Here is a 23,367-nt window from a genome sequence, read left to right on the forward strand (position 1 = left end):
AACTGAGTAACGAGAGAGCCGTACACCATCCGGTGTGCGGCTCTCTTCAGTCTGCGGCACCATCTACCGCATGACCGACGAACCGCAGCCTCGCACCGCCCGCTACCAGCGGCTGGAGGAGGACGCGGGCGAACGCCTGGACCGGCAGTGGATAGAGCTGCTCCAGGAGCTCCGGCTGGCCCAGACGGGCACGCAGATCCTCTTCGCGTTCCTGCTCGGCATCGCGTTCACGCCGGTCTTCCAGGACGCCGACGCGTTCACCCACGACGTCTACGCGGTCACCCTGATCGCCTCGGCGCTCGCGACCGGGCTCTTCCTCGCGCCCGTCTCGTTCGCCCGGATCGTCTTCCGGCGCGGGATCCGCGACAAGATGATCCCGATCGCCGGCCGGATGACCACCACGGGCCTGGTCATCCTGATCGTCGCGATCAGCGGCGGCCTGCTACTCGTCCTCGACGTCGTCCTCAACCGGACGACAGCCATCATCATCGTGGCCGTCGTCGTCGCCTGGTTCCTCGCCTTCTGGTACGTCCTGCCGGCCTGGGTCCGCCGCGCTAGCGCAGGCGAGGAATGACCTCGGCCGCAATTTGCTCCAGGACGTCCTCGCTACCGGCGTAGATGCCCTCGGCTCGGGGCCAGTGGGTGATGACGTCGGTGAAGCCGAGGGCGGCGGCGCGGGCGGTGGCGTCTTCGAAGGCGGCCGGGCTGGACAGGGCGTAGCGCTTGGAGTCGAGGGAGAGGTAACGGTCGAAGGGCCGGCCCTCCAGTACATCGTCCAGCCGGTGGCTGAGATCGCGGACCGTGCCGAACCAGCTCTCGTAATCGTCGGCCTTGCCGCCGGTGGTCACCCAGCCGGCGCCGTACTGGGCGGCGAGGCGCAGTGAGCGCGGGCCGTTCGCGGCCATCACGAACGGGATCCGGGGTTGCTGGATACAGCCGGGCAACGTGCGGCCGTTGCGCGTCTCGAAGTACTCGCCCACGAAGTCGACCTTGTCGGTGGTCAGCAGCTTGTCGAGCAGTTCGACGAACTCGGCCAGCCGGTCCACCTTCTGCCGCGGGGTCAGCTCGTCGCCCCCGAGGATGGTCGAGTCGATCCCGCCGCCCGAGCCGATGCCGCAGAGGAAGCGACCGTTCGAGATGTCGTCCAGGGCGAGCAGCTCGCGGGTCAGCGCCAGCGGGTGGCGGAAGTTCGGCGAGGTGACGAAGGTACCGAGCTTGATCGTCGAGGTCGCCAGCGCCGCGGCGGTCAGCGTCGGGGTCGTGCCGTACCAGGGCGAGTCCTGCAGACCGCCCCAGGTCAGGTGGTCGTAGGTCCAGGCGTGATCGAAGCCCAGCTCCTCGGCCCGGCGCCATTTCGGCCCGGCCACGGACCAGCGGTACTCCGGCAGGATGGTGATTCCGAATCGCATGATCCGCACCCTAACTCCTGCCTCCCGCGGCGCCTGCTGAGCAGGACCGCCGGTGTGGCCGAGGCCACGATAGTTGCGTTTCGCCACAATCTTCGGAATGGTCGAAAGGCAGTCCCCCTAGCGAACCGGAAACGGAGGCGCGCCGAAGCGAGGCGTGATTCAGCTGTGGCGATCGATATCGACAGCCGGAAAGCAGACCAGAACCACGCGAGCGAGCACCCTGCTCTTGCGGCGCCACCCCCGCCCGGCAGCCGAAGTACCGGTTCCGGGCTCGACCGGATCGTGTTCGGCGTCACCGCCGTGATCGCCTTGGCCTTCGTGGCCTGGGGTTTCGTCAGCGCGTCCAGCCTCGGTACGGCCTCCACCTCAGCGCTGACCTGGGTGGAGACCAACACCGGCTGGCTGTTCGTGTTGCTGGCCTCCGGTTTCGTCGTCTTCGTCTTGTGGATAGCGGCCGGCCGGTACGGGAACATCCCGCTCGGCACCGACGACGAGCAGCCCGAGTTCAAGACGGTGTCCTGGGTCGCGATGATGTTCAGCGCCGGGATGGGCATCGGGCTGATGTTCTACGGCGTGAGCGAGCCGTTGTCGCACTTCATGGCGCCGCCGCCGGGCACGGTCGAAGGCGGCAGTGACGCGGCCCTGCAGACGGCGATGGCGACGACACTGTTCCACTGGACCCTGCATCCGTGGGCGATCTACGCGGTCGTCGGGCTGGCGATTGCCTATGGCACCTTTCGGCGCGGCCGTTCGCAGCTGATCAGCTCGGCGTTCGCGCCGCTGCTCGGCAAGCGGACCGAGGGGCCGATCGGCAAGGTGATCGACGGCCTGGCGATCTTCGCGACGCTGTTCGGCTCGGCGGCGTCGCTCGGGCTCGGCGCGCTCCAGATCGGATCGGGCGTACGGATCCTCGGCTGGCTCGACAAGACCGGGAACGCGGTACTGGTCGGCGTGATCGCCGTGCTGACCGCGGCCTTCGTGGCGTCGGCGGTGTCGGGTGTTGCCAAGGGCATCCAATGGCTGTCGAACATCAACATGGTGCTGGCCGTCGTACTGGCCGCGTTCGTCTTCGTCGTCGGGCCGACCGTGCTGATCCTCAACCTGGTGCCGACCGCGATCGGCAACTACCTGCGCGATCTGGCCGACATGGCGGCCCGTACCGAGGCCAGCGGCGGCGACTCGATGGCGACCTGGTTGTCCAGCTGGACGGTCTTCTACTGGGCCTGGTGGATCTCGTGGACCCCATTCGTCGGGATGTTCATCGCGCGGATCAGCCGCGGCCGGACGATCCGGCAGTTCGTCACCGGCGTACTGCTGGTTCCGTCGCTGGTCAGCCTGGTCTGGTTCTGCATCTTCGGTGGCGCAGCGATCGACACCCAGCGGCACGGCGTGGACATCGCCGGCCAGTCGACGACCGAGGGGCAGCTCTTCGGACTGCTCGACCACTATCCGCTGGCGTCGGTGACGACGATCCTGGTCGTCGTGCTGGTGGCGATCTTCTTCGTCTCCGGCGCGGACGCGGCGTCGATCGTGATGGGCACGCTGTCCCAGCGTGGCGCGATCGAACCACGCAAGTCGGTGGTCGTCTTCTGGGGCGTCCTCACCGGCGCGGTCGCGGCGGTGATGCTGCTCGTCGGAGGCGGCGGCGCGAAGGCACTCCAGGGCCTGCAGAACCTCACGATCGTCGCAGCCCTCCCCTTCGCCCTGGTGATGGTCGGGCTCGCGATCGCCCTCGCGAAGGATCTCCGCACCGACCCGCTGATGCTGCGCAAGGCGATCGGCACCGAGGCGGTCGAGGCCGCGGTGATCGAGGGCGTCTCCACCCACGGAGACGACTTCTCCCTGGTCGTCACCGGCGACTCGGACAAGAAGGAGTAGCCACCCCCTGGGAATAGATTGAGTGTTCAACTACATTGGAGGAGGTACGACCCTCAGGAAGGACTCTCCGATGAGTGACACTCAGCAGCCGGTGCTCTACCTCAGCCACGGCGCTCCCCCGCTGGCGGACGACCGGCAGTGGACGGCGGAACTCGCCGCCGTCTCTGCCGGCCTCGCCAAGCCGACCGCGATCCTGATCGTGTCGGCGCACTGGGAGGCCGCGCCGCTCACGCTGGCGGCGACCGAGACCGTGCCGCTGCTCTACGACTTCTGGGGCTTTCCGGAGCGGTACTACCAGGTGCAGTACGCCGCTCCTGGCGCGCCCGAGCTGGCCAATCAGGTGCGGAAGCTCCTGCACTCCCCCGCCACTCCCGTGTACGACGACCCGAATCGCGGGCTCGACCATGGCGCTTATGTGCCGTTGAAGGAGATGTATCCGGACGCCGACATCCCCGTCCTGCAGGTGTCGATGCCGACGCTCGATCCGAAGCAGCTGTTCGACATCGGCCGCAAGCTGGCGCCGTTGCGCGATCAGGGCGTGCTGATCGTCGGCAGCGGGTTCACCACCCACAACCTGAGCGCGATCAACCTCAGCGGAGCACCCGACGGCGTCGCGCCGAGCTGGTCGATCGAGTTCGACGACTGGGCCAAGCGGGCGTTGGCGAAGCAGGACGTCGACTCGTTGATCGACTTTCTGCACAAGGCGCCGGCTGCTGGGATCGCGCATCCTCGGACGGAGCATTTCGCGCCGCTGTTCGTTTCGCTCGGCGCGTCCGAGGATTCACTCGGTACTGCGGAGACCGTGGTGGACGGGTTCTGGTACGGGCTGTCCAAGCGGTCCTGGCAGATCGGCTGACCGCAGCTATTGGCCCGGTCGTGTAGGAGTCGGGAAGGTGGCGAGGTGGGTGGTGCCGATGCTGCTTAGCCACACCTGCCCGTCGCGCTCGCGGACGCCGGTGGGCATCCGGAAGTCGGGGTGCTTGCCGCGCAGGTCGTGCACCAGGTTGCCGTCATCGTCGTAGGCCTGGATCTCGATGATGTCGGCGGCCTTCGGTTTGAGCGCGTCGGGCAGGGCCCAGACCACTTTGCGGAGTACCGGTTGTTTGGGGAGCAGCAGGTCCAGCAATGCGTTGCGGGGTGAGCCGATCGCGACCCAGATCAGGCCGTCCGAGCCGCGCGAGATGTTGTCGGGCAGGCCGGGGATCATCGCGACCAGCTCGGGCTCGGCGCCCTCGGTGGTGAGGTCGACCTTGAAGAGTCCGTAGCTGGCGGTCTCGACGAAGAACAGCGTCTGGCGGTCACCGCTGAGCGCGACGCCGTTGGGGAACGGGCGGTCCGTGGCCAGCCGGGTCAGCTCACCGTCGGGGGTGAGCCGGTAGAGGCTGCCCGTACTGGAGTGCTCGAGCAGGTCGGCCATCCACTCGTCGACACCGAACCGCGTCGACGAGTCGGTGAAGTAGATGGTGCCGTCGGGCAGTACGTCCGCGTTGTTGCAGAACTTCATCGGCCGGCCGTCGATCTCTGCGAGCAGCGTCTCGATCCGGCCGTCCTGGTCGAGCGTCAGCAGCCCACGATTCGCGTCGCAGACGAGCACCTTGCCGTTCGGCAGCCACTCCAGCCCGAGCGGCCGCCCGCCGGTGTCCGCCAGCACCTCGATCGTCGCGCCGTCCGGACTCACCCGCAGGATCCGCCCGTCGAGCAGCCCCGTCAACACGTTGCCCTCGGCATCGATCAACGCGTCTTCAGGACCTTCCCCCGGCACCGCCACTGCCCGTACTTCGATCCGCCGCGGCTCCCTCGCCGGCGGCACAGCAGGCGGCGTCCACCGAACCGGGGCGATGCTCGACTTGGGACTCATGGCGAAGACCTTAGCCCGTCAACCCCTTCGAGGCTCCTCTAACTGTCCCCGTTGCGCCCCTCCCGGCTGCCCATACTGGCCGCGGCGCTGGAGACCCCGGCGCTGGATGAGGGGAGAGAACTGTGGCATTCCGAAAGACGAGCGTGCTGGCAGCCTTCGGCGCTGTGGCGGTCATGTCAGCAGGCGCCGCTATGTCGGCCTCAGCCGTTCCGACGACCTCCACCGCTGTTGCGGCGACGTGCCACGCGAGCAGCGGCAACCTGTACTGCGGGAACCGGGTCAACGCGGCGATCTACAAGAGCCCGCGCTACGACACCCCGAGCGGCAACCCGGTCGAGATCGTCGACACGTTGCGGTCGGGCTTCAGCTACTTCCAGTGCTACACGATCGGCCAGGCGCATGGGGGCGGCAACAGCATCTGGTACCGGACCTACGGCGACGACGCCGGCGCCTGGGGATACGTCCCGGCAGTGGACGTCTGGACCCCGCAGGACCCTTTCCCGGGCGTCAACTTCTGCTGATTCAGGATGAGCGGTGCCGGCCGACGCCGACACCGACTGGTCATTCGCCGGTGGAGCCGTCGAGGCGTTCTCGGAGGAGGTCGGCGTGGCCGTTGTGGCGGGCGTATTCCTCGATCATGTGGACCAGGACCCAGCGCAGGGAGAAGCGGCGGCCTTCGTCCTCGCCGACGGCGTCCGGGTCGAGGTCCGCGATGACGGCTCTGGCTCGCTCGACGGCTTGGTCGTAGCGGTAGAGGTCGGCGGCGTAGTGCCTCGGGTCAAGGCCGATCCAGTCGCCCTCGGGGCGTTCGGGGGTCGCGTACGGGTAGACGACGGGCTCGTCGGTGAAGGTGCCGACGAACCAGCCGAGCTCGTTCTCGGTGAGGTGGCGGATCAGGCCGTGCAGGGTCATCGAGGACGGGTCGATGGACGGCGTACCGAGTTGCTCGGGCGTGAGGCCCTCGCATTTCCAGCGCAGGGTGGCCCGCTGGAAATCGAGGAAGCCGACGAGGGTCTCCTTCTCGCCGGCCTCCGTCGGCGGGTCAGGTCTGCCGTTGAGGTCCATGTCCGGCAACCTATCGCCTCCCGGGGACAATCCACCTGACGACTGATGCCGGATGACTCGACGATGTTCCAGACTGGCGGGATGAGGCGCCGACTGGGTGTGACCGTAGTACTGGCTGTCGCCGTGCTCGCCGGATCTGCTGCCTGTGGGGACGAGAAGCCCAAAGCGGCTCCCACGGTGAAGCCGACCAAGGACCCGCTGAGCAGTTGCGTCGACCAGCTCGTCTACTGGGGTACCGAGAACCTGCGCGGCGCGCCCGGGCAGGAGGGCGACTACCAGCACATGGGGCTGACCGCGGACAAGTACGACGCGCTCCGGAAGATCCAGAAGAACGCCCGGGTGATCATGGCCAAGGGCGAGCTGCCGCCGACCTGGCTCCAGGAGCAGTCCGAGGCGGCCTGCCGCAAGATCGTGGCGACCCCCAAGCCCAGCAACACCGTCGGCGGCTGGCCGCAGTAGCACCGGCTCAGATGGCGGGCTTCATCCGGAGGATCCTCCGATACGGCGTAGGCTGGCCGGCATGAGTACTGAAGCCCCCCATCCTTACAGCAAGTATCCGGTCCGGATCGGCGTCCAGGTTCAGCCTCAGCACGCGGAGTACGCCGACATCCGGCGGACCGTCGCGGCCGCCGAGGAGATCGGCGTCGACATCGCCTTCAACTGGGACCACTTCTACCCGCTGTCCGGTGAGCCGGACGGCCTGCACTTCGAGGCGTGGACGATGCTCGGCGCCTGGGCCGAGGCGACCGAGCGGATCGAGATCGGCTGCCTGGTCACCTGCAACACCTACCGCAACGCCGACCTGCTCGCCGACATGGCCCGCACCGTCGACCACATCAGCAACGGCCGGCTGATCCTCGGTATCGGCTCGGGCTGGTTCGAGCGCGACTACGACGAGTACGGCTACGAGTTCGGTACGGCGGGCGGCCGGCTGGACGCGCTGGCCGAGTCGCTGCCGCGGATCGAGCAGCGCTGGGCCAAGCTCAACCCGGCGCCGACCCGGGACATCCCGGTCCTGATCGGCGGCGGTGGCGAGAAGAAGACGCTCAAGCTGGTCGCCAAGCACGCGACCATCTGGCACGGCTTCGGCGACGCCGAGACGATCGCGCACAAGCACGAGGTGCTCGACGCGCACTGCGCCGCCATCGGCCGCGACCCGGGCGAGATCGAGCGCTCGACGGCGGTCGGCGACAAGTCGCCCGAGGAGCTCGGCAAGGCGATGCTCGACGTGGGCACCCGGTTGTTCACGGTCAGCACGTCCGGGCCCAAGTACGACCTGGGTCTGCTCCGCGACTGGGTCGCGTGGCGCGACGAGGTCAACCAGGCCTGAGTCGTCGGTGCGCGTCCGTAGTACCGGAGCCTGGTACTACGGACGCGCGCGTCGGCGTGGCGCGCGGATTCGCTAGGATTTCAGGCATGTCTACGCTGCCTACTGACGGCTCCGTGCGCCCCATGACCCGCTGGGGCACGGACGTCATGCACCACGTGAACCAGCCGGTCACCGAGTTCGGCGAGGAACTGCACACGCTCGTCGCAGACATGGTCGCGACGATGAACGCCGCCGAGGGTGTCGGGCTGGCCGCGAACCAGGTGGGCGTGGACCTGCAGGTGTTCGTCTTCAACTGCCCGGACAAGAACGGCGTCTACCAGTCGGGCGTCGTCTGCAACCCGGTGCTCGAGCTGCCCGAGGGCAAGGACCGGCAGCTCGACGAGGGCGACGAAGGATGTCTGTCGCTGCCCGGTGCTTTCACCAAGTGCGCCCGGCCGGACTTCGCCCGGGTGACCGGTGTGGACGAGAACGGTGAGCCCGTCAGCTACGAGGGTGACGGTCTGCTGGCGCGGTGCCTGCAGCACGAGACCGACCACACGCAGGGCATGGTGTTCGGGGATCGGCTGTCGCGGAAGTACAAGAAGCGGTTGTTCGCCGAGGCCGAGGAGTTCGCGGCGGATTACCCGGACGACTGGCCGGTATCGCCGATGCTCAACCAGGACGAGCACGACCACAGCGACGAGGGGCTCAACGCCTGATCGCGGAGCTCGTCGCCTCGCTGCGTTCTGGGCGGCGTACCGCCGTCGAGGTGGTCGCGGAGGCGCTGGACGGGGTTGCGCGGTGGGATCCGGTGCTGCACTTCATCGACTCGCTCGATGCTGACGGTGCTTTGTCGCTGGCCGAGCGGGTGGACCTTGGGTTGCCGTTGGCCGGCGTACCGGTTCTGATCAAGGCCCGTACGCCGGCTGCGTCGCCGATCGTCACGCGGCTGATCGCGGCCGGGGCGATCCCGCTTGGTACGTCGACGCGGGCCCGGGCGGATGCGGTGTCACAGACGTTCGGGTGGAACGGGTCGGAGTACACGCGGAACCCTTGGGATCTTTCACGCTCGCCGGGCGGATCGTCCGCAGGTGCCGCGGCAGCGGTGGCCGCTGGCGTCGTCCCCCTGGCGACCGGCGGAGACAGCGCGGGCTCGCTACGAATCCCAGCCTCGTTTTGTGGAGTGGTGGGGTTGAAGGGGTCGGCCGGTCGAGTGCCCCGGGCGGATGGGCGGGCGCTGGGTGGACTGACCATCGGCGGGTTCATGGCGACTTCGGTGGAGGACGTTGCACTGGCCACCAGCTTGGTGAGCGGGCCCGATCGGCTGGATCCGTGGGCACTGCCGCATTGGCCGACGCCCGCGCTCGCGGCCGGCCCTTTCCGAGTCGCCTATCGATCGGCGCTGAGTCCGCTCGTTTGCGATCCCTCGGTCGATGCGCTGGTCCGTGGGAGCCTCGACGTACCGGGGATCGCCGTCCGAGACGCTCGCCTCGACTGGGTTCCCGTCGACTCGGCTTGGCTCACCCTCCGGGATCTCGACGCAGGCCTAGCCGTCGAACCGGCTGCCGTGCGGGACGCCGTACGGGTGCGAACTCACAACACCACAGCCCTCGCGGACCTCTTCACCGAGGTCGACGTCCTCATCACCCCCACGACTCCGACCGTCGCCCATGGGTATGACCAGCACGAGCAGAACATCGTCGTCGGCGACCTCTGCTGGGGGTTCAACGTCACCGGTCATCCGGCGGTGAGCGTGCCGGTCGGGCTTGTCGACGGGCTGCCCGTCGGAGCTCAGGTCGTTGCTCCACCGGGGCGGGACGACCTGGCGTTGTCCGTCGCGGCGCGGCTGATGACGCCGATTTCGCCACCGGGCTGAGGCTTCGCCGATAAACTGCCGGGATGAACGGGATGCTGGGTGACTCGGGGGTCAGGCGCCCCGTCACGCTCGACGATGTCGCGCGGGCCGCCGGGGTCTCCCAGCCGACTGCTTCCCGGGTGCTGAACGGGAGTTCGCGCAAGGTCGCCGAGAGCTATCGCGAGCGGGTGCTGGAGGCGGCGCGCGAGCTCGGCTACACGCCCAATCTGCCGGCGCAGGCGATGGCACGCGGTACGTCGCGGACGATCGCGCTGGTGATCAGCCTGATCTCCGACCCGTACTTCTCCGCGATGGCGGCCGAGATCATGAAGCAGGCCGAGGCGATCGGGCTGCACGTGTCGATCGCCGTCACCGAGCGGCAGGCCGACCGCGAGCTCGACCTCGTCCGCGAGCTCCGCGGCCAGCAACCGCGCGCCATCATCCTGGCCGGCACCGGGTACGTCGACCCGCCGTCGGAGCAGCAACTCGTCGACGAGTTGCACCGCTACGAGGAGACCGGCGGCCGCGTCGTACTCATCAGCCGCTCGGACCTCCCCTTCGAGACCGTCGACTTCGACAACCACGAAGGCTCCCGGCAGCTGGCCCGCGAACTGGCCGGCCTCGGCTACCAACGCTGCCTGGTCCTCGGCAGCGGGACTCCCCTGCTGTCCATGCGCCGCCGCGTCGAGGGTTTCGTCACCGGCCTGGTCGAGTCAGGCGTCGCCGACGCGGCCACCCGCGTGCACCACCCCGGCTTCAGCTGGGCCGGCGCCCGAGACTTCGTCCTCAGCCTCACCGACGCCGAAGTCAGCGACCTCCAACTCGTCTTCGCCGTCACCGACGACATGGCCCTGGGCGCCCTGGCCGGCCTCCGCGAACGCGGCCTCCGCATCCCCGAAGACATCGGCGTAGCCGGCTTCGACGACATCACCACCCTCCGCGACGTAGTCCCCAAACTGACCACCGTCCACGTAGCCCTGAACGCGGTCGCGCAGGAGGCCGTCTACCGAGCCACCACCACCGACCCCGACCTGACCCGCCGCACAGTCCCCGCCTACCCCGTCATCCGCGCCAGCACCCCGCCCATCTGACCTTCCCTGCTGGACCTCCGCCCGGTCCCGTCGGCGCACAACCGAGGGGAACTGGGGAGGCTTGTACCCCCGAACCGGCTCGTTTGCCTCCCCGTTCTCCAGGAAAATCCTCCCCAACCCCCATCGACCTGGCCGGCGACGCCGGAATTGGTTGCTGGCAGCAACGGCCGGTCCGCCATGCACGCACAACTCCCCCGGCAACCGCTTCCCCCCGGCGCGTCGGGGCGTTCCACGAGGGTTGTGCGTGCGCGGCGGTCCGGGTGGCGCGCTCCGTCGCGGTGAGACAGGCACCCTAGCGACGGTGCTGTCGCGCGGCGAAGTGTACAAATGCCCGCGCCGGCGGAGGTTGTGCACAGCCGGACATCGTCAGCGGTCCCACCAGGTGAGGTGGGCGTCGGCTTCGGCCAGAGGCTCGAGTAGTTCCCAGGCTTCGGTGATTCGGTTGTCAGCCAAGCGGATGATGTCGACCACTGCGATGGACGGGCCGTCGTCGGGGAGGTGACGGTGGGTGTGGAGGACTACGTGGTCGGCGTCGGAGAGGATGTGGAGGATGTCGACTTTCATGTCCTTCAAAGGGTCCAGGGCGTTGCCTACGTCGTTGAGCCACTCTGTCTTGTCGCGGATCAGACCGTCGGGACGGTGGTGACGGAAATCGTCGCTGAGCAAGGGTTCTACGGCGGCGACACCACCTTCGCCGATGAGTTCGGCCAAGGCCCGCTGGACCAGTTGCTTGTTCTGTGTAGTCATGTTCAGCAGTGTTCCGGGGCCGGTACCGGTTGTCGATGAACTCCCATTTCATGGGTAGGGTCGATGACCATGGCAACGGTTGGGGAGCTTCTGCGGGGGTGGCGGCGTCGGAGGTTGTTGAGTCAGCTGGATCTGGCGATCGCGGCTGATGTGTCGGCGCGGCATGTGAGCCTGGTGGAGACGGGGAAGTCGCAACCCAGCGCCGAGATGGTGCTGCGGCTCGCCGAGCAGCTCGACGTACCGCTGCGGGAGCGGAACGTGCTGCTGCTCGCGGCCGGGTTCGCACCCCGGTACGCCGAAAGCCCCCTCGACTCAACTGCGCTGTCAGCGGCGCGCGCAGCCGTAGAGCGCGTCCTGCATGCCCATGAGCCCTACCCAGCTCTCGCCTTCGACCGGCACTGGGACATCGTGATGACCAACCGGGCTGTCGATCCGTTCCTCACCGGCGTAGCACCAGAACTGCGCGAGCCTCCGATGAACCTGCTCCGCCTCGGACTCGACCCCCGCGGCCTGGCCGCCCTGGTCGTCAACCGCGACGACGTACGAACCGTCTTCCGCTCCCGAGTACGACGCCAACTCGCCGCCGCCCCCGACCCCGAACTAACCGCCCTCTACCAAGAACTCCTGGCGCCAGGCGAGACCGGCGAGCCGGTGGAGGCCGAGGTCCTGATCCCGATGATCATCCGCGTCGACGGCGTCGAGCTGCGGATGTTCTCCACGATCACGACCTTCGGCACCCCACTCGACCTCACCCTCGACGAACTCGCCGTCGAGTCCTACTACCCGGCCGACGACGAGACCGCCGCCTACTTCACAGCTTCACTCCCCCGCTGATCAGGTCGATCTTCCAGTACCGCTGGAGGCTGAGGAACAGGACGCCCAGCGGGATGATCGACACCAGCACACCGGCGATGACGATCGAGTACTGCGCCGCCTGGCCACCTGTGATGATCATCAGCCCGTAGAGCCCGAGCGTCAGCGGGTACAGGTGATCGTTGTTGATCATCACGAACGGCAGCAGGAAGTTGTTCCAGATGCCGATGAACTGCAGCAGGAAGACGGTCACCAGGGCCGGCATCATCAACGGCGCCCCCACCGACCGGAAGATGCGCCACTCACTACCGCCGTCGATCCGCGCCGCCTCCATGATCTCGTCCGGCACCGAGGCCTCCGAGTAGATCTTGCACAGATAGATCGCGAACGGACTCACCAGCTGCGGCAGCAGCACCGACGCGTAGTTGTTGGTCATCCCGACCTTGGCCAGCAGCAAGAACTGCGGAACCGCCAGCAGGATCTGCGGCAGTAGAACCGCCGCAACGATCGCCCTGAACAACACGGTGCTACCAGCGAAGCGATACTTGCCCAACGCGTAGCCCGCCGCCCCGGCGATTGCCGTCGACAACAGTCCGCCGCCGATCGCGTAGATCACCGAGTTCAGCACCCAGCGCCCGAAGATGCCGTGGTTGTAGCTGAACAGCGCGTCCAGGTTGCTCCAGAACCCACCGTTGAAGGCGGGCAGGAACGGTGCCGTCGAGAACAGCTCGTCGTTGGTCTTGGTCGACGCGATGACGATCCACAGCACCGGCAAGACGCAGTACAGGGCGCCGATCAGCAGGATCAGGGTCGGGATCCAGCGGGTGCGTTGCCGGGTCATCTGGTGGACCTCCGGGCGATCCGGCGGCCGACCGCCGAGACGAGGACGGTCGCGGCGACCGTCATGGCGATCAGCACGAACGACGTGGCGGCGCCTTCGTAGATGCTGTTGTTGACGAAGGCATCGGTGTAGACGCGCATCAGGGGGACCCAGGTCGACGAGATCGCGTTGGCCAGCGGCTTGAGCGTCGTCGGCTCGTTGAACAGCTGCAGCGAGCCGATCACCGAGAACAGCGCGACCATCGCCACGGCCGGCGCGATCATCGGCAGCTTCACCCGGACGGCGATCTGGAACTCCGTCGCGCCGTCCAGCTCGGCCGCCTCGAACAGCTCCTTCGGCAGACTCCGTACGGCGGTGTAGAGGATCACCATGTTGAAGCCGACCACACCCCAGACGGCCACATTGGCCACGCTGAAGAAGATCCCCTTGGTGCCGAAGTAGTCGACCACGTCACCACCGATCGGCGAGGTCGCGGGCAGGTACATGAAGCCCCACAACAGCGACGCGACCACACCCGGTACGGCGTACGGAAGGAAGATCGCCAACCGCGCGAACCCGACCAGCCTGGCCCGCTTCGCGTCGAGGCACAACGCGAACAGCGTCGACAGGATCACCGTCAGCGGTACGCCGAACGCCGCGATCAGCAGCATCCGGCCGAGACTCGCCCAGAACTCGCTGTCGCTCAGCGTTGCCGTGTAGTTGGACAGCCCCGTCCATACTTCCGTCGGTTTGCCACCGCCGAGCAGGCCCTTGCCCACCTTCATCCGGCGGAAGCTGAGGAAGATCGCGTAGATCGCCGGAGCGACCGTGAACAGCAGCAACAGCACGACGGCCGGGGTGACCAGCGCGACGGGCAGCAGCCCGCCACGGCCGCGAGGCTTGCTCGCGGCCGTGGCGGTACGAGGACCGCTCATCTCAGCCGGCTACCTGGAAGCCGAGCTTCTTCATGTCGCTGACCGTTGCCTCTTGCATCGTGTCGAGTGCCGCGGACAGCGAGGTCTTCTTCTGCAGCGCGGCGCCGAACGCGTTGGAGTACGAGTCGAACGTGACGTTCGCGTTCGGGCCCCAGATGTCGAACGTGCGCACGCCCTTGGCCGCGGTCGCCATCAGCGTGTTGTAGTCCGGCTGCGTCGACATGAACGGCGGCGGCGTCTTCAGCGCGGGCAGCTGCTGGCCCTGCGGCGAGGCCGGGAAGGCCTGCACGTTCTTGATCAGCGAGTCCATACCGGCGTCGGACGAGTTCATCCACTCGACGAACTTCGCGGCCTCGGCCGGGTGCTTGGAGTTCGCCGTCACGGCTTCGGTCTCGCCGCCCCAGATGCCGACCGCGGTGTCACCGGCGGTCCAGGCCGGCAGCGGCGCCGCGGCCCACTTGCCGGCGGTGTCCTTCGCGATCGACGGCAGCTGGTTCGGTCCCCACTGCGCGCCGACCCAGCCGACGATGGTGCCGTTGTTCATGTCGGTGTTCCACTGCGCCGACCAGTTCGGCTGCGGGCTCACCAGGCCCTTCTTGATCAGGTCGTCCCAGTAGTCCGCGACCTTCTTGCTCGCGGCATCGTTGATCGCCACGCTCCACGTGTCGCCGTCGGCCTTCCACCAGTTGGCCCCGGCCTGCTGTGCGAGCCCGGCGAACCAGCCCGGGTCGGCGGCGGTGAAGTTGCCGATGAACTTCTTCGGATCCGCCTTGTGGATCGCCGCGGCGACGGTCGCGTACTCCGCCCAGGTGGCCGGCGCCTTCAGGCCGAGCTTGTCGAACACGTCCTTGCGGTAGAAGAACACCATCGGGCAGACGTTCTGCGGTACGCCGTACGTCTTGCCCTCGAACTGCACCTGGGACAGCGACGCCTTGTCGTACTTCGCGTCCAGCCCCTTCACGTAGTCGTCGATCGGGACGACCACCTGGTTCGCGATCAGGGCCGGCAACGCCTGGTACTCGACCTCGGTGATGTCGGGGTTGGTACCGGCCTTGTTGTTGGTGATGAGCTTGTTGTACAAGGTGTAACCGGTGCCCGAGGGCTTGCTCAGCTTGACCTGGATGTCCGGGTTGAGCTTGTTCCACTCGTCGACGACCTTGTCCATGCCGCCGTCCCAGTTGACGTAGGTGAGCGTCACCTTCTCGCCCTTGGCGGCACTGCTGCCCGCACCACTTGGACTTGCCTTGTCGTCGTTGCCCGAGCAGGCGGCCAGCGCCAGCACGAGGACCGCACCGAGGGCGGCGCTTCTACGGAGGTTCATCAGGGGTTTCCTCATTTCGACGCCCAGCCGGGGTATTCGGTGGGGGTGGTCTGGATGCCGATCCACTGGCGGTGGGTGTAGCCGGCCAGCTGGCCTTCGCCGCCGTGCCGGGCATACCCGTCGTTCACGTGTACTTCGTTGCTCTTGACCTTCTCCGCGAACGCCAGCCCGCGCATCGGGTCCTTGGTGAAGACCGAGTTCATCAGCGTGCGATGACGGTTGACGAGGTCGAGCGCCTCGGCCTCGCTGTCGACGACGGTGATCGGCATCACCGGGCCGAAGATCTCCTCGGTGAACACCGGCATCTGCGGGGTCACCCCGGTCAGTACGGCGGGCTGGTAGAACAACCCGTCGTACGTGCCACCGGTCGCCAGCTTGGCGCCTGCTGTGAGCGACGGCTGGACGAGTCCTTCGTGGAAGCGCTTGAGCTGCGTCCCGGTGATGATCGGGCCGAGGTCGACGTCATCGCGCAGCGGGTCGCCGACCCGGAGCTTGCCGACCCGTTCGACGACGGCCTCGGTGAACTCGTCGGCGACCGAGCGCATCACGATGTGCCGGCCGGCGGTGATACAGGTCTGCCCCTGGTACCAGAGCGAGGACCAGAGCGCGCAGCTGACGGCTTGGTCGAGGTCGGCGTCGTCCAGTACGACGAACGCGTTGTCGCCGCCCAGCTCGGTCGCGGCGGCGCGGAAGTTCTTGCCCGCGAAGCTCGAGATTTGCTGGCCGACCTCGAACGAGCCAGTGAAGTGGATCAGATCGAGGTCGGGGTGCTCAGACAACGTCTTCCCAGTGGTTGGACCGTCGCCTGGTACGACATTGAAGACACCTGCCGGTACGCCGGCCGCTTTGGCCGCCTCCGCAAGGATCTGGCCGCCTGCGATCGGGGTGAGCTCGGCGGGTTTGAGCACGACTGCGTTGCCGTAGGCGAGCCCCGGCGCGAGCGCGCGCATCGCCAGGCTCATCGGGTAGTTCCAGGGCACGATCAGCCCGATCACGCCCAGCGGCACCGCCCGGGAGAGCGAGATCTTGCCGCTCTTGTACGGCGGCAGGATGGCACCGGCGTTCTCGGTCAGCTGGGTGGCCGAATTGAGCAGCTGGTTGATCGACTGCCCGAGCTCCTCCTCCGCCTTCTCCGTCGTACCGCCGGTCTCCCGGATGATCAGTGTGATCAGCTCGTCATGCCGGTTCTCCAGCTCCCGCGCGAACGCCCGCAGAATCTCGCTCTTGGTGTTCGCGTCCACCTCGGCCCACTCGGCCTGTGCCCGCCGGGCGCTCCGGACCGCCCGGTCCACCTGCTCGGCCGACGCACTCCCGTACCGCGCGAACGGCTTGCCCGCCGCTTTGTCGAGCACCGGCACCCAGTCCGACGCCGGCGGCTCACACCACCCGTCGATCCACACCTGCGCCTCGTAATCCCGCAACCCACTCGCAGGAACCGACCTCATCGGCGTACCTCCACTCAACCCACTCAGGAATGCGCTTTCCCGCAGGATTGCGCATTCCCAGCTCCGGGTCAAGAGTCTGTACGACTACCGCCCGCAACCGTCGGGCCGGCGCGGGCAGCTACTCAGGGGCGGCGGCCGAAGGCGTCGAGGAGGAGGGACTGCGCGGAGGCGTCGGGCGGGAGGGTCCCGCTGGCGCCGGGGCCGTAGGCGCCCATGGCGCGCATGGAGTCGACGTGGGGTTCGACGATCGTCCAGAGGGCCGTGACGACGGCCGAGTCCAGCGTCGGGTCGAGACCGGCGCCGATCGCGATGTCCCAGGCATGGACGACCAGGTCGCCGGCCCGGAAGCGGACGAAGGTGTCGTAGGTGATGTCGCCGCTGGGGTGGTGGAGCGGGATCGTCTGGTCCGCGGTGGCGAAGGCGTGCTGCTGGGCCTCGCAGGAGGTGGTGAGGGCTGCGATCGGGTCGTCGCCCAGCTGGTCCGAGTCCAGACCGGCGACGGAGTCGGCTGCTGAGGCGCCGGCGAGCAGGCGGATGGCGAAGATGTTGCCTGCGGCCACATGGTCGGCGACTTCGCGGACCGTGAGGTCAGCCGGAGTGATGTTGCTCCACGCGCCGGGCGGCGCGGCGGAGACGATCCGGAGGAGTTCGGCGCCGGCGGTCGCGATCAGGTTCACGGGGACGAGGTTAGCGACCTCACGATCCACCGAGCTGCTTCGTCGGAGCGGTATGAACAGCATCGAAGAGAAGTCAGCGCAGCGGGAACTGGACGAGAGTGCCATCCGGCGGCAGGTCGACCAGATCGTCGACGGGATCCGGACCAGGGACCTCGACGTACTGCGGCAGGTGTACGCGACGGACGTGGTGTCGTTCGACGTGGAGCCGCCGCTGCAGCACGTCGGGGTGGAGGCGAAACTCGCGAACTGGGCGAAGGTGTTCACCTTCCTCGCCGATCCGGCCTACGAGGTGCGCGACCTGCGGCTCGCCGTCGACACCGAGATCGCCTTCGGGCACTGCTTCGGCCGGGTGAGCGGGACGCTGCCCGACGGTACGGCGACGGACGGCATGTGGGTCCGAGCCACCTTCTGCTTCCGCAAGGTCGACGGCCGATGGCTGGTCGTGCACGACCAGGCATCGGTCCCGTTCGACATCCGGAGCGGCCGGGGCGTGACCGATCTCGAGCCCTGAGGTCTTGGTCAGGCGATCGGAAAGTCGAAGTACGTGTCCGGAAACGGCTCATCTTCGAGCGTGTAGTGCCACCACTCGGAGGCATACGGCGTGAAGCCACAGGCGGTCATGATCGAGCGCAGCGCCTGGCGATTGCTTGCTTCGGTGGGGGTGACGCCGTCGGCGTCGTGATGGGAGATCGAGTCCATCAGGTCGTGGCCGCCGCCCATCGCAGCCAGTTCGCCGGTGGCCAGGTGGTAGAGGGTCAGATCAACGGTGCTGCCTCGGCTGTGGCCCGACTTGGTGGAGACATAGCCCTTGGCGAACATGTCGGCTCTGCTGATGTTCGGGTAGTGGCGTGGCTTCGTACGACCGTCCTCGGGCTGTTTCGACCACTGCAGGAAGCGGTCGACGGCGCGTTGTGGGCGGTAGCCGTCCCAGAGCAGGAGGCCGAAGCCGCGGGGCTCGGCCTTCTCTCGGGCCTCGGTCAACGCCGCGCACAAAGCCCTGGTACCGACGATCCTGTTGGCCAGATAGCCGTCGACCGGTCTGCCGGTGAAGTTGTCCCAGGTGGCGTACTTGGCGTCCCAGCGGATCCCGGACGCGAACTCGTCCACGAAGACGAAATCGGCCTTCACCGCGCCTCCTCCAACGCCGAGGTCACCAGCCGGTCGATCACCTCGGCCATCGGCAGCCCCGCGGCCGCCATCATCCGCGGATAGCGGCTGTACGACGTCATGCCCGGGAACGTGTTGACCTCGTTCAGCACCACCTGCCCGTCGGCCTTCAAGAACAGGTCGACCCGTGCCAGCCCGCTGCAGCCGAGCGCCCGATAGACGGCCTTCGCGGTCTCGCGTACCAGCGAACGCGACTCCGCCGAGATGTCAGCAGGAACGATCGGCGTCGAGTTGTCCGAACCCAGCTCCGGCGTGCTCTCCTGATGGATCCGGAAGAAGCCGTGGGACAACGCGATCCGGTCCACCTCCCCCACCACCAGATCCGGATCGGTCCCCAGGATCGCGCAGCCGACCTCGTGCCCGGCGACAGCCTCCTCGATCAGCACCTTCGAGTCGTACTCCCGGGCGACCGCCACAGCGTCGGCCAGCTCCGAGGCGTCAGAGACCTTGCTGACCCCGAACGACGACCCCGACCGGGCCGGCTTCACGAAGACCGGATAGCTGAGCCGGCCGGCATCGATGACCTGCTCCCCCGTCACCGTCCAGAAGTTCGGGGTGGCGATACCCGCGTCCCCGGCGACGGTGTAGGCCAGAGACTTGTCCAGGCACAGCGCCGAGCTCTGGATGTCGCACCCCACATAGGGAATCCCGGACAGCTCCAGCAACCCCTGGATCGCGCCGTCCTCGCCGAACCTGCCGTGCAGAACGGGCAGCACCAGATCCAGTTCGACCGTGTCGTACTTCCCTTCGTCCAGCACCAGCAACCCACGCACGGTGCTGTCCGGAGCCAGGACGGCCGGCTGACACCGGCCCGCCTCCCAGTCCGGACCAGGCCCGTCGCACAGCATCCACGCGCCGCTCTGGGTGATGCCGACGAAAGAGGGTTCGTACTTCGAGGGATCGAGGTGTTTCGCGATCTCCTGCGCGGACTTGACCGAGATGTGGCGTTCCTCGGAGACCCCACCGAAGACGACGCCGACCTTCAACCTAGGCATACTGACTCCTGCTTTCGAACTTGAGACAATTGGCGAGCGAGTTTTCGACCGTGTCGCGCAGGGCGCGATCCGTGTAATAGGCGGTATGCGGGCTGATCAGCACGTTCGGCAACTTCTGCAACCGCCGCAAAGGCCCGCCCGAGATTTCTTTGCCGCGGTGGTCGGCGTAGAAGATTCCCTCTTCCCCTTCGACGACATCCAGCGCCGCTCCACCGAGCCGGCCGCCTTCCAGCGCCGCGATCAAAGCCTCGGTGTCGATGAGCGCACCACGGCCGGTGTTGACGACGAGGGCACTCGGTCGCAGCTTCTTCAACCGTTGCCGATTCAGCAGATGATGCGTCTCCGCGGTGAGCGGGGTATGAAGAGTGACGATGTCGCTCAGCCGCAGCAATTCGTCCAGCGAGACGTAATCGGCGGACGTCCTGGGCTCGCTGTCGTACGCCAGGATCCGGCACCCGAAGCCGCGCAGCCTGTTCACGACAGCTGCGCCGATGCGACCGGTGCCGACGACCCCGATCACCAGATCGTGCAGTTCCCGCCCGCGGACCTCGTCCAACCGGTAGTCCTGCGCTTCCGTACGCCGGATCATGGCCCGCGCATTGCGCAGAGACATCAGCATCAGCAGCAGCGTGTAGTCGGCCACGCTGTCCGGCGAATAGCTGACGTTCTCGACGGAGATTCCGAGCCGCGCCGCGAATTCCAGGTCCAGATGGTTGTAGCCGATACTCCTCGTCGAGATGTACTCGACGCCGGCCCTACTGAGGTCGAGCAGCGTGGCATTCGTGATGCGGGTCTTGTGGCCGACGCTGACGCAGCGATTACCGACGGCGAGATCGGAATTCGCTTCGGAGACCGCTGCCGCGGTGATGGTCGGCAGTACGCCGAAATGCGGCGCCAGTTCCCGGTACAGCAACTCCTCGTCCGGCTCACAGCCGTAAACAGTGATTCCGATGGTCATAGCTGACCCCGCGGATCGTGGGTCGGGTCGGCGTACGGCACCGGGCAACCGTGATCGACAGCGTCCGGGCGGAGTTCGTAATGCCAGGCCTCATTGGCATAGATCTGGCACAACCCATAGGCGCCCCCGTGCTTGGACAACCACCCAGCCGCGTCGCGCCCGAGGTCGATCGCATGCCCCGACACATGCGGCGACTTGTCAGGCGTAGCGACCCAGCGAGCAGCCTCCTCCTTCGATCCGTACTCGGCGACGGCCTCGCTGAGCAGTTCTTCCTGGTACGCCGCCGAGCGCCACCCACTGTTGACCACGAACTCGACCCCGTCCTCCCGAGCCGCCGTCCCAGCCCTCCGCAAGGCATTGAGCAGAGCCGGGTCGAGGTTCGCGACGGCAGGAACCCCCGCGTCGAAGATCGTCACCCCCTCGGGGACGTACCCGTTCTCCTCGCCGAGCGCGCGATGGCGGGCGTCACTGGACGATGCGCTCGACAACAAAGACGGCGCCACCGCCTGCTGGATGAACACGACGGCAAGCGCCGCGTTGGCGAGCACGAACGCCACCCGGACGGTCAGTTTGGTACGACGGCCCGCTGTGGGCGCCGGTTTGATGGCAGACATAGCACCAGCCAAGGCAATCGCGTGTTGCCGACCGGTTTGGGGATTTCGATATGCCGGCGATAACCGCCGGGTCGTAGCATCGAGGGTGTGCGTGTGCTGATCGTCGAGGACGAACCCGTGATGGCCGAAGCCATCCGCGACGGCCTGCGCCTGGAGGCGATCGCGGCCGACATCGCCGGTGACGGCGACACCGCGCTGGAACTGCTGAGCATCAACGAGTACGACATCGCCGTGCTGGACCGCGACATTCCCGGCCCGTCCGGCGACGAGATCGCCAGGCAGATCGTTGCCTCCGGCAGCGGTATGCCGATCCTGATGCTCACCGCCGCCGACCGGCTCGACGACAAGGCCTCCGGGTTCGAGCTGGGCGCCGACGACTACCTCACCAAGCCGTTCGACCTGCGCGAGCTCGTCCTCCGCCTCAGGGCCCTCGACCGCCGACGCGCCCACAACCGGCCGCCGGTGCGCGAGATCGCCGGTCTGCGGCTCGATCCGTTCCGGCGCGAGGTCTACCGCGACGGCAAGTACGTCGCGCTCACCCGCAAGCAGTTCGCCGTGCTTGAAGTACTGGTCGCCGCCGAGGGTGGCATCGTCAGCGCCGAGGAGCTGCTGGCCAAGGCCTGGGACGAGAACGCGGACCCCTTCACCAACGCCGCTCGCATCACAGTCTCCGTACTTCGTAAGCGGCTCGGCGAACCGTGGATCATCGCGACCGTCCCCGGCGCCGGCTACCGCATCGAAGAACCGTCCGGTACGGGACAGAGCCGTGGCTAGGGAGCCCGGGTGGAGTGTCCGGCTCAAGCTCACCCTCAGCTACGCGGGATTCCTGATGATCGCCGGTGCGCTGCTGCTCGCGGTCGTCTGGGTGTTCCTGCTCCGCTATGTGCCCGATGTGATCGCCAACCCGTTGCCGACGACAACCGGCACACCTCACGTACGCGGGACACCCTCGCCGCCCGGCCCGATGGTCATCCCGGACCGCTCCGACCTGCTGGCGGCCTTCGCGCCGAAGGTAGCGCTCATGTTGGTGTTCCTGCTGGCCTTCGGCCTGCTAGGAGGTTGGATCCTGGCCGGCAGCATGCTGGCGCCGCTGACCCGGATCACTCAGGCCACCCGGCTGGCCACGACGGGGTCGCTCTCGCACCGGATCCGGCTGGAAGGCCGCGGCGACGAGTTCCGCGAACTCGCCGATTCCTTCGACACCATGCTCGCCCGGCTGGAGGCCCACGACGCCGAGCAGCAGAGATTCGCGGCCAACGCCTCGCACGAACTGCGCACCCCGCTGGCGATCACCCAGACACTGCTCGACGTGGCCCGCAACGACCCGGACCGCGACAACGGCAAACTCGTCGAACACCTGCACTCCATCAACACCCGGGCGATCGAGCTCACCGAGGCACTGCTCGTGCTGAGCCGTGCCAACCAGCGGTCGTTCACCCGTGAGCCCGTCGATCTCTCGCTGGCGGCCGAGGAGGCCGCGGAGACCCTGCTCCCCCTCGCCGAAGAACGCGGCCTGACGATCGAGACCGCCGGCGACATCGCACCGACGCTGGGCTCACGCACCCTGCTCGTCCAGCTGGTCACGAACCTCCTGCACAACGCGATCGTCCACAACCTGCCTGCCCGGGGCACTGTGTGGATCACCACCAGAGTCCGCCCCCAGAGCGTGCAACTCGTCGTCGAGAACACCGGCGAGAAGCTCACTCCGCAGCAGGCCGCCACGCTGACCGAGCCGTTTCAGCGCGGCAGCGAACGCGTCCGCACCGACCACTCCGGCGTCGGCCTGGGCCTGGCGATCGTCAAAAGCATCACCGAAGCCCACGACGGAACCCTCACCCTCACGCCCCGCCCCGACGGCGGCCTCCGCGTCACGGTCGAGCTGCCCGCCAAGCCTGCCGAGTGATGGAGTAGATCACGGCGTCGAACGTCTCGCCGTCCTCCTCCAGCCGGGCTTCGTGATCGAAGCGCATGCCGATGCGTTCCATCACGGAAATGCTCTTGGTGTTGGCGGTCTCGGTGGAGGCCAGCACCCGCGGCAGATCAAGCTCGGTGAAGGCGTAGGCAAGCCATGCCGCAGCCGCCTCAGTGGCATACCCATGTCCCCAGTACTCCCGCGCCAGCCGCCACCCGAGCTCCAGATCGTCCGGATGCCACGCCTCGCGCGTCAACCCACCCGCCCCGAGGAACGCCCCGTCCGACCGCCGCTCGATGGCGAGAAAGCCGGTACCTTCAGCCTCGTACCGTGCGTTGACCGCACGAGCGATCTCGTCGGTCTCGGCCCGGCTCAACGGCTTACCGCCGAGGTACCGCATCACCTCGGGGTCAGTGTTCAACTCAGCCCAGGCCGGCAGATCCTCGTCGCGAAAGGGCCGCAGGAGCAGGCGTTCCGTAGTGAGCACTCCGGCCTCCC

Annotated in this window: 27 protein-coding genes; 13 read left to right on the forward strand and 14 right to left on the reverse strand. The window is 67.5% G+C overall.

Features of this window, described 5'->3' with window-relative positions; genetic code table 11:
* The first annotated feature begins 70 nt into the window (after window positions 1–70).
* On the forward strand, window positions 71–574 hold the full coding sequence (locus tag ABD768_RS03510; RefSeq protein WP_344837257.1) for a DUF6328 family protein: 504 nt from the start codon (window positions 71–73) through the stop codon (window positions 572–574).
* Here ABD768_RS03510 and ABD768_RS03515 read toward each other — a convergent pair.
* A complete protein-coding gene (locus ABD768_RS03515) occupies window positions 555–1,409 on the reverse strand; it encodes an LLM class flavin-dependent oxidoreductase (protein ID WP_343978726.1) in 855 nt (284 codons plus the stop codon). The genes ABD768_RS03510 and ABD768_RS03515 overlap by 20 nt on opposite strands.
* A 165-nt stretch (window positions 1,410–1,574) precedes the next feature.
* Here ABD768_RS03515 and ABD768_RS03520 point away from each other — a divergent pair, with 165 nt between their 5' ends.
* Window positions 1,575–3,287: a BCCT family transporter gene (locus ABD768_RS03520; RefSeq protein ID WP_344837260.1), complete on the forward strand. Its 1,713-nt coding sequence runs from the start codon at window positions 1,575–1,577 to the stop codon at window positions 3,285–3,287.
* A gap of 70 nt (window positions 3,288–3,357) precedes the next feature.
* Entirely contained in the window at window positions 3,358–4,143 is a 786-nt protein-coding gene (locus ABD768_RS03525; RefSeq protein WP_344837262.1) for a dioxygenase family protein, read from the forward strand.
* Between the two features lie 6 nt (window positions 4,144–4,149).
* Here ABD768_RS03525 and ABD768_RS03530 read toward each other — a convergent pair whose 3' ends face one another.
* On the reverse strand, window positions 4,150–5,145 hold the full coding sequence (locus ABD768_RS03530) for an SMP-30/gluconolactonase/LRE family protein (protein ID WP_344837265.1): 996 nt from the start codon (window positions 5,143–5,145) through the stop codon (window positions 4,150–4,152).
* A 122-nt stretch (window positions 5,146–5,267) separates the two neighbouring features.
* Between ABD768_RS03530 and ABD768_RS03535 the strand changes: the two genes are divergently transcribed.
* Window positions 5,268–5,666 (forward strand): hypothetical protein, encoded by a 399-nt coding sequence (locus ABD768_RS03535; RefSeq protein ID WP_344837268.1) that lies wholly within the window; start codon window positions 5,268–5,270, stop codon window positions 5,664–5,666.
* Between the two features lie 40 nt (window positions 5,667–5,706).
* Here ABD768_RS03535 and ABD768_RS03540 read toward each other — a convergent pair whose 3' ends face one another.
* Window positions 5,707–6,210, reverse strand: coding sequence for a DinB family protein (locus tag ABD768_RS03540; RefSeq protein ID WP_343978712.1), 504 nt, complete (start codon window positions 6,208–6,210; stop codon window positions 5,707–5,709).
* Between the two features lie 81 nt (window positions 6,211–6,291).
* Here ABD768_RS03540 and ABD768_RS03545 point away from each other — a divergent pair, with 81 nt between their 5' ends.
* From ABD768_RS03545 to ABD768_RS03565, 5 genes are all read left to right on the forward strand, one after another.
* Entirely contained in the window at window positions 6,292–6,669 is a 378-nt protein-coding gene (locus ABD768_RS03545) for a hypothetical protein (RefSeq protein ID WP_344837271.1), read from the forward strand.
* A gap of 61 nt (window positions 6,670–6,730) precedes the next feature.
* A complete protein-coding gene (locus ABD768_RS03550; protein WP_343978706.1) occupies window positions 6,731–7,540 on the forward strand; it encodes an LLM class F420-dependent oxidoreductase in 810 nt (269 codons plus the stop codon).
* Between the two features lie 86 nt (window positions 7,541–7,626).
* Window positions 7,627–8,238: a peptide deformylase gene (def, locus tag ABD768_RS03555; RefSeq protein ID WP_343978702.1), complete on the forward strand. Its 612-nt coding sequence runs from the start codon at window positions 7,627–7,629 to the stop codon at window positions 8,236–8,238.
* A gap of 50 nt (window positions 8,239–8,288) precedes the next feature.
* Window positions 8,289–9,395, forward strand: coding sequence for an amidase family protein (locus ABD768_RS03560; RefSeq protein WP_344837274.1), 1,107 nt, complete (start codon window positions 8,289–8,291; stop codon window positions 9,393–9,395).
* 23 nt (window positions 9,396–9,418) lie between these two features.
* On the forward strand, window positions 9,419–10,465 hold the full coding sequence (locus tag ABD768_RS03565; RefSeq protein WP_344837276.1) for a LacI family DNA-binding transcriptional regulator: 1,047 nt from the start codon (window positions 9,419–9,421) through the stop codon (window positions 10,463–10,465).
* Window positions 10,466–10,831: 366 nt separating this feature from the next.
* Here the strand turns inward: ABD768_RS03565 and ABD768_RS03570 are convergent, their stop codons facing one another.
* Window positions 10,832–11,212 (reverse strand): nuclear transport factor 2 family protein, encoded by a 381-nt coding sequence (locus ABD768_RS03570; protein ID WP_344837278.1) that lies wholly within the window; start codon window positions 11,210–11,212, stop codon window positions 10,832–10,834.
* Between the two features lie 69 nt (window positions 11,213–11,281).
* Between ABD768_RS03570 and ABD768_RS03575 the strand changes: the two genes are divergently transcribed.
* Window positions 11,282–12,046, forward strand: a complete 765-nt coding sequence (locus ABD768_RS03575) for a helix-turn-helix domain-containing protein (RefSeq protein WP_344837280.1) — start codon at window positions 11,282–11,284, stop codon at window positions 12,044–12,046.
* Here the strand turns inward: ABD768_RS03575 and ABD768_RS03580 are convergent.
* The 5 genes from ABD768_RS03580 to ABD768_RS03600 form a co-directional block, all read right to left on the reverse strand.
* Window positions 12,024–12,866, reverse strand: coding sequence for a carbohydrate ABC transporter permease (locus ABD768_RS03580; protein ID WP_343978689.1), 843 nt, complete (start codon window positions 12,864–12,866; stop codon window positions 12,024–12,026). The genes ABD768_RS03575 and ABD768_RS03580 overlap by 23 nt on opposite strands.
* Complete coding sequence (locus ABD768_RS03585) at window positions 12,863–13,780, reverse strand: carbohydrate ABC transporter permease (RefSeq protein ID WP_344837282.1); 918 nt, start codon at window positions 13,778–13,780, stop codon at window positions 12,863–12,865. The genes ABD768_RS03580 and ABD768_RS03585 overlap by 4 nt, the downstream gene beginning before the upstream one ends.
* 1 nt (window position 13,781) lies before the next feature.
* Window positions 13,782–15,101 (reverse strand): ABC transporter substrate-binding protein, encoded by a 1,320-nt coding sequence (locus ABD768_RS03590; protein ID WP_343978684.1) that lies wholly within the window; start codon window positions 15,099–15,101, stop codon window positions 13,782–13,784.
* A gap of 11 nt (window positions 15,102–15,112) precedes the next feature.
* Window positions 15,113–16,546 carry an aldehyde dehydrogenase family protein gene (locus tag ABD768_RS03595; protein ID WP_344837286.1) on the reverse strand — a complete coding sequence of 478 codons (1,434 nt, stop codon included), beginning with the start codon at window positions 16,544–16,546 and terminating at the stop codon, window positions 15,113–15,115.
* Between the two features lie 122 nt (window positions 16,547–16,668).
* On the reverse strand, window positions 16,669–17,223 hold the full coding sequence (locus tag ABD768_RS03600) for a maleylpyruvate isomerase N-terminal domain-containing protein (RefSeq protein ID WP_344837288.1): 555 nt from the start codon (window positions 17,221–17,223) through the stop codon (window positions 16,669–16,671).
* 52 nt (window positions 17,224–17,275) lie between these two features.
* Between ABD768_RS03600 and ABD768_RS03605 the strand changes: the two genes are divergently transcribed.
* A complete protein-coding gene (locus tag ABD768_RS03605; protein WP_344837290.1) occupies window positions 17,276–17,734 on the forward strand; it encodes a YybH family protein in 459 nt (152 codons plus the stop codon).
* Between the two features lie 8 nt (window positions 17,735–17,742).
* Here the strand turns inward: ABD768_RS03605 and vanX are convergent, their stop codons facing one another.
* The 4 genes from vanX to ABD768_RS03625 are packed head-to-tail and all read right to left on the reverse strand — an operon-like array spanning window position 17,743 to window position 20,957.
* Window positions 17,743–18,351, reverse strand: coding sequence for a D-Ala-D-Ala dipeptidase VanX (gene vanX, locus ABD768_RS03610; protein WP_344837293.1), 609 nt, complete (start codon window positions 18,349–18,351; stop codon window positions 17,743–17,745).
* A complete protein-coding gene (gene vanA / locus ABD768_RS03615) occupies window positions 18,348–19,385 on the reverse strand; it encodes a D-alanine--(R)-lactate ligase (RefSeq protein ID WP_344837296.1) in 1,038 nt (345 codons plus the stop codon). The genes vanX and vanA overlap by 4 nt, the downstream gene beginning before the upstream one ends.
* A complete protein-coding gene (locus tag ABD768_RS03620; RefSeq protein ID WP_344837298.1) occupies window positions 19,378–20,343 on the reverse strand; it encodes a D-isomer specific 2-hydroxyacid dehydrogenase family protein in 966 nt (321 codons plus the stop codon). The genes vanA and ABD768_RS03620 overlap by 8 nt, the downstream gene beginning before the upstream one ends.
* Window positions 20,340–20,957 carry a M15 family metallopeptidase gene (locus tag ABD768_RS03625; RefSeq protein WP_344837301.1) on the reverse strand — a complete coding sequence of 206 codons (618 nt, stop codon included), beginning with the start codon at window positions 20,955–20,957 and terminating at the stop codon, window positions 20,340–20,342. Before ABD768_RS03625 ends, ABD768_RS03620 begins: the two co-directional genes overlap by 4 nt.
* 87 nt (window positions 20,958–21,044) lie before the next feature.
* Between ABD768_RS03625 and ABD768_RS03630 the strand changes: the two genes are divergently transcribed.
* Window positions 21,045–21,731 carry a response regulator transcription factor gene (locus ABD768_RS03630; RefSeq protein ID WP_343978660.1) on the forward strand — a complete coding sequence of 229 codons (687 nt, stop codon included), beginning with the start codon at window positions 21,045–21,047 and terminating at the stop codon, window positions 21,729–21,731.
* Window positions 21,724–22,860: a sensor histidine kinase gene (locus tag ABD768_RS03635; protein WP_344837303.1), complete on the forward strand. Its 1,137-nt coding sequence runs from the start codon at window positions 21,724–21,726 to the stop codon at window positions 22,858–22,860. Before ABD768_RS03630 ends, ABD768_RS03635 begins: the two co-directional genes overlap by 8 nt.
* Here ABD768_RS03635 and ABD768_RS03640 read toward each other — a convergent pair.
* Window positions 22,826–23,356: a GNAT family N-acetyltransferase gene (locus tag ABD768_RS03640; protein ID WP_343978654.1), complete on the reverse strand. Its 531-nt coding sequence runs from the start codon at window positions 23,354–23,356 to the stop codon at window positions 22,826–22,828. The two genes, ABD768_RS03635 and ABD768_RS03640, sit on opposite strands and share 35 nt — an antisense overlap.
* Window positions 23,357–23,367 lie beyond the last annotated feature (11 nt).

Origin of the sequence: Kribbella ginsengisoli, assembly GCF_039537185.1 — a bacterium.
Lineage (GTDB): Bacteria > Actinomycetota > Actinomycetes > Propionibacteriales > Kribbellaceae > Kribbella > Kribbella koreensis.

Bases quoted from the DNA above. Each gene is read 5' to 3' on its own strand.
- ABD768_RS03525 (WP_344837262.1), top strand. From the start codon at position 3,358: ATGAGTGACACTCAGCAGCCGGTGCTCTACCTCAGCCACGGCGCTCCC.
- def (WP_343978702.1), top strand. From the start codon at position 7,627: ATGTCTACGCTGCCTACTGACGGCTCCGTGCGCCCCATGACCCGCTGG.
- vanA (WP_344837296.1), bottom strand. From the start codon at position 19,385: ATGCCTAGGTTGAAGGTCGGCGTCGTCTTCGGTGGGGTCTCCGAGGAA.
- ABD768_RS03565 (WP_344837276.1), top strand. From the start codon at position 9,419: ATGAACGGGATGCTGGGTGACTCGGGGGTCAGGCGCCCCGTCACGCTC.
- ABD768_RS03590 (WP_343978684.1), bottom strand. From the start codon at position 15,101: ATGAACCTCCGTAGAAGCGCCGCCCTCGGTGCGGTCCTCGTGCTGGCG.
- ABD768_RS03550 (WP_343978706.1), top strand. From the start codon at position 6,731: ATGAGTACTGAAGCCCCCCATCCTTACAGCAAGTATCCGGTCCGGATC.
- ABD768_RS03540 (WP_343978712.1), bottom strand. From the start codon at position 6,210: ATGGACCTCAACGGCAGACCTGACCCGCCGACGGAGGCCGGCGAGAAG.
- ABD768_RS03510 (WP_344837257.1), top strand. From the start codon at position 71: ATGACCGACGAACCGCAGCCTCGCACCGCCCGCTACCAGCGGCTGGAG.
- ABD768_RS03585 (WP_344837282.1), bottom strand. From the start codon at position 13,780: ATGAGCGGTCCTCGTACCGCCACGGCCGCGAGCAAGCCTCGCGGCCGT.
- ABD768_RS03595 (WP_344837286.1), bottom strand. From the start codon at position 16,546: ATGAGGTCGGTTCCTGCGAGTGGGTTGCGGGATTACGAGGCGCAGGTG.
- ABD768_RS03625 (WP_344837301.1), bottom strand. From the start codon at position 20,957: ATGTCTGCCATCAAACCGGCGCCCACAGCGGGCCGTCGTACCAAACTG.
- ABD768_RS03575 (WP_344837280.1), top strand. From the start codon at position 11,282: ATGGCAACGGTTGGGGAGCTTCTGCGGGGGTGGCGGCGTCGGAGGTTG.
- ABD768_RS03605 (WP_344837290.1), top strand. From the start codon at position 17,276: ATGAACAGCATCGAAGAGAAGTCAGCGCAGCGGGAACTGGACGAGAGT.
- ABD768_RS03545 (WP_344837271.1), top strand. From the start codon at position 6,292: ATGAGGCGCCGACTGGGTGTGACCGTAGTACTGGCTGTCGCCGTGCTC.
- ABD768_RS03570 (WP_344837278.1), bottom strand. From the start codon at position 11,212: ATGACTACACAGAACAAGCAACTGGTCCAGCGGGCCTTGGCCGAACTC.
- ABD768_RS03515 (WP_343978726.1), bottom strand. From the start codon at position 1,409: ATGCGATTCGGAATCACCATCCTGCCGGAGTACCGCTGGTCCGTGGCC.
- ABD768_RS03620 (WP_344837298.1), bottom strand. From the start codon at position 20,343: ATGACCATCGGAATCACTGTTTACGGCTGTGAGCCGGACGAGGAGTTG.
- ABD768_RS03580 (WP_343978689.1), bottom strand. From the start codon at position 12,866: ATGACCCGGCAACGCACCCGCTGGATCCCGACCCTGATCCTGCTGATC.
- ABD768_RS03530 (WP_344837265.1), bottom strand. From the start codon at position 5,145: ATGAGTCCCAAGTCGAGCATCGCCCCGGTTCGGTGGACGCCGCCTGCT.